Raw genomic sequence first — 4,207 nt, forward strand, 5'->3', positions numbered from 1 at the left:
AAGGTGCAGAAAATTGAACCGCATTGCACCGAACCACCCTTTTCTCTTTTCAGTCATCATGGGAAGCAGCATCTGCTTGTTTACAGGAATCCCATAAAGTGCATCCCTGAACTTGGAGTCATCCCCGCCGAGAGATTCGTAATACTCCATCAATTCGCCAAGCGAGGTATTTCTGAGAATCTCATAAAATGGGCCGAAATAATTAGAGATAAACTCTCTGCCGAGAATTCTTCTCTCAAAAATAAATTGAAAATCCAGAATACTTTCCATGTGATTCAAGTCTGCTTTAAAACCATAAGACTGCCCGCTGCCGTAATCTGTAATCTGTGCATGATCAAAGTACGTAATCAAGTTAAAAAACTTTGATTTAATTAAAGGCAATTCAACATCCAGGCCCCACTCCGACACTTTATCGTCACTTGCTTTCCATGAATCAGGATCAAGGTCAGTTACATAAGACGCCCCGAATCCGAGATTCTTAAAAAGAAAGAGATTTGATTTATACATAGGACGCAGGTACATCCTGCCTCCTGCAACTTCAAACCTGCCCAGATTGTTTGTAAATGTTTCAAAACCGAAGACACCCAAATCCAAATCAAAGGCCATACCGAGTTTACGTCTGTCATAATTTATCTGGTTGTTGTAATAACTCATTATAAGGCCGTGGCCCAAAGTGTAGCCGTCAATCGCTCCGACTCTTGCATAAAAGGGATCTCCCTTGTATCCATACCGCAGATATCTTATTATTCTCGCGTAATCATATCCTGAATCCCAGTCCTGCGACCTTATCTTTCCTGTGTTTACATTATAGAGAAGGTTCAACCCGAGGCCGATACCAAACTTTCCGATTGATATGTCAGGCTGAAAGCTGATTTGATAATAAGCCTGATTATCAATCCACGTTATTCCTATTCCTCCGTCAAGTTCATTTTTTTCTCCTGTGGGATAGTAACCGGACCATTGAGAAAAACCTGCTCCGCAAAACAGGAACACAATCACAGCTGCAAATACAGCTTTTTTCATTTTTCCCTCCCTTAATTAAAGCTCTTTTTGGAATTCTTTTAACATTCGTACAACATCTTCAGGTTCAGTGAGTTTAAATACTTCTCCCCGCAGCCTCGAACTGTTTCTCATTCCTCTCACATACCACGCAATATGCTTTCGCATCTCTTTTACAGCGCTATGTTCATCTTCAGTTTTTCTTGTAATATTAAAATGTTTTATGCATACATCTATTTTTTCAGTGTTTGACGGCTCAGGCAGCTTTTCACCGGTTGACAGATAATGGTCAATTTGGCGGAAAATCCACGGCCTGCCGAGAGCACTTCTTCCTACCATTACAAAATCACATCCGGTACTTTTAATCATTTCTTCAGCGTCTTCAGGGCTGTTTATATCACCGTTACCTATTACAGGCACAGAAACAGCTTCTTTAACTTCTTTGATCACTGACCAGTCCGCTTGTCCGGAAAATCCGGCACTTCTCGTTCTGGGGTGAACAGTAATTGCCTTTACCCCGGCCTTTTCCAGAAGTTCCGCTGCTCTCGGCGCTACAATGGAATCTACATCCCATCCGCTTCTGATTTTTGCCGTTACTGTTATTGATACCGAATCTACAACACTTTTTGCTATTTCATACAGCAAATCAAGATCTTTTAAAAGAGCTGCACCCGCCCCTCTTTTAACCACCTTTTTTACCGGGCAGCCGAAATTTACATCAATCAGGTCAGGTTTAAACTTTTCTACAATGGAAGCTGCCTGGTCCATAACAGAGGGGTCGCTCCCGAAAATCTGAAGCCCTAAGGGCCTCTCTTCCGGTAAAATATTACAGAGTTTCTTTGTACCAGGGCTGTCATGCACCAGACCGTCACTGCTGATCAGTTCTGAAAACATGAGCCCGACACCCTCTTGTTTGACTATTAGCCTGAACGGCCTGTCTGCCGCTCCTGCAAGAGGTGCAAGAATTGATCTTGTTTTCAGCTCAAGATAACCGATATTCATTAATTTTAATCTACAATAATAATTAATTTCTTGCAAGCTTTTTTATTATACAACCGGCACCTCCAGAAAATTTAAGGAACTTGTATTTAATGTTTTTTCCTGAAAATTTAATTAAAAATTATTACAAACCATGTCCAAATGTAATGACAGCCTTTTATCTTCTTCATTTAATATTTCGCCACAACAGATCTCCGGGGGAGTCTTTCCCGCATGTTTTTAGCGGGAAACCAGGGGTTTCGGGGGGTTGTATTTACCACTCCCCACCCCACCTCTGGATGCCCCCCGATTTCACCGGGAGTGCATGACAGGATTGAATTTTCTTTGCCGGCATCTGAAAATTTCCGTTAATTTATCTTTAATTCGTATAATTAGTGGATGGATTCGTGGATAATGACAACCTATTTCATGACAAAAGAATTGACAGTGTCCTGACTGTCGGGGAATTTTATGAATTAAGCAGCGGCGCTGAAATAATTTTACATAATTAAATTGATTTATTGGCCTATAATTGTTTAATTATAGCTTATCATTGTCAGGCCACTGCATAGGACTGTGTCCGGCTACTGCCGGACGTGTCAGGCCACTGCCTGATCAGCAAAACTTTTTTCATTACAGCAAAAAATCAGAGCGGATAATGAATCTTATTAAAATCAGACAGGGGCTTGATCTCCCCATTGCAGGAAAACCTGATCAGGGGGAGATCAGGGATCTTACGGAAACTTCAAGAACAGCGCTGCTGGGAAGTGATTTTACAGGCATAAGCCCAAAAATAGTTGTAAAACAAGGGGAAAAGGTTAAAAAAGGCCAGGTTCTGTTTTTTGACAGGAAAAAACCCTCTGTTAAATTTACATCCTTCGGATCAGGCACTGTTACGGAAATAAACCGCGGACAAAAAAGAAAGCTCGTTTCTGTTGTTGTTGAACTTGATTCAGGCAATGATGAGATTAAATTCCCTTTTTATAAACGGGAAAAACTCGGGGAACTCAATGCATCGGAAATAAAAGACATTCTTACACAATCGGGATTATGGACTGCAATACGGCAGAGACCTTTCGGCAAAATTGCAGACCCTGAAATATTTCCTCATTCAATTTTTATTTATGCAACAGATACAAATCCTCTCGCTCCTGATACGGACATTACAATTAAAGGCCGTGAAGAAGAATTTCTTGCAGGCATTGAAATCTTATCCCGACTTACTAATGGCACTCTGTTTTTGTGCAAAAAACAGAACAGCATAGTGCCTGAGCCCGATTATAAGCGCGTTCAGGTTCACTTTTTCTCAGGCCCGCATCCTGCAGGCAACCCCGGTACTCACATCTATTTTCTTGATCCTGTTACTAAATCTAAAAAAGTGTGGTACATAAACGCACAGAGTACTGCAGACATTGGCCGGCTCTTTTTAACAGGCAGTCTGCCGGAATTTAAAATTATTTCCATTGCAGGGCCGGAAGTAAAAAATCCCGGGATTTTCCGCGTAAGAAAAGGCTCACACATAAGCGGACTTTTAAAGGATAATCTGTCGGGAAATAAATTACGCATTATTTCCGGATCAGTGTTTAACGGGCATACTGCTGAAAAAGAAGCCGGTTATCTCGGCATGTTTCACAATCAGATTACTGTTATATCCGACGATGTAAAAAGGCCCTTTCTCGGGTGGCTCAGGCCGGGGTTTGATGTTTATTCTGTTCTGAACGTTACTGCATCTAAAATTCTGCCGAACAAAAAGTTCCGGTTCAATACTGCTCTTAACGGCGGAATAAGGGCTGTTTTTCCTGTTAAAAGCTTTGAAAAAGTAAATGTTTTCAGAACCGAACCGGTTTATCTTCTGCGAGCTCTTGCTGTGGGAGATATTGACGATTCAATAAATCTGGGTTGTCTTCATTTTACGGAAGAGGATATTGCGCTTCTGTCATTTGTATGCCCCGCAAAGATTGACCACGGTAAGAATTTAAGAAACGTATTAACTGAAATTGAGAAGGAAGGACTGTGAATTTTTTACGTTCCATTCTGAAAAAAAATGAAAAAGATTTTCAGCCGGGAGGAAAACTCCGGCGCCTTTTTCCTCTTTACGAGGCGCTGGACTCTTTTCTTTTTTCCACTGATGAAAGAACCCGGAGCGCTCCTCATGTAAGGGATTTTCTCGATTTTAAGAGAATGATGATAATGGTGGTTGTTGCAATGGTTCCGGCTGTAATTATGGCAT

4 protein-coding genes are annotated in these 4,207 nt (G+C 41.3%); 2 read left to right on the plus strand and 2 right to left on the minus strand.

Going from position 1 to position 4,207, the window contains the following annotated elements; genetic code table 11:
* The coding region (locus J7K93_12725; GenBank protein MCD6117873.1) for a hypothetical protein at nt 1-1,023 on the minus strand (1,023 nt) is incomplete at its 3' end.
* Between the two features lie 15 nt (nt 1,024-1,038).
* Nucleotides 1,039-2,001, minus strand: a complete 963-nt coding sequence (gene dusB / locus J7K93_12730) for a tRNA dihydrouridine synthase DusB (GenBank protein ID MCD6117874.1) — start codon at nt 1,999-2,001, stop codon at nt 1,039-1,041.
* Nucleotides 2,002-2,635: 634 nt separating this feature from the next.
* Between dusB and J7K93_12735 the strand changes: the two genes are divergently transcribed.
* Both J7K93_12735 and J7K93_12740 read left to right on the plus strand, forming a co-directional pair.
* On the plus strand, nt 2,636-3,994 hold the full coding sequence (locus J7K93_12735) for a Na(+)-translocating NADH-quinone reductase subunit A (protein MCD6117875.1): 1,359 nt from the start codon (nt 2,636-2,638) through the stop codon (nt 3,992-3,994).
* A partial coding sequence (locus J7K93_12740) for an NADH:ubiquinone reductase (Na(+)-transporting) subunit B (GenBank protein ID MCD6117876.1) occupies nt 3,991-4,207 on the plus strand: 217 nt, incomplete at its 3' end. The genes J7K93_12735 and J7K93_12740, both read left to right, overlap by 4 nt.

This window comes from bacterium (assembly GCA_021158245.1).
Lineage (GTDB): Bacteria > Zhuqueibacterota > QNDG01 > QNDG01 > QNDG01 > QNDG01.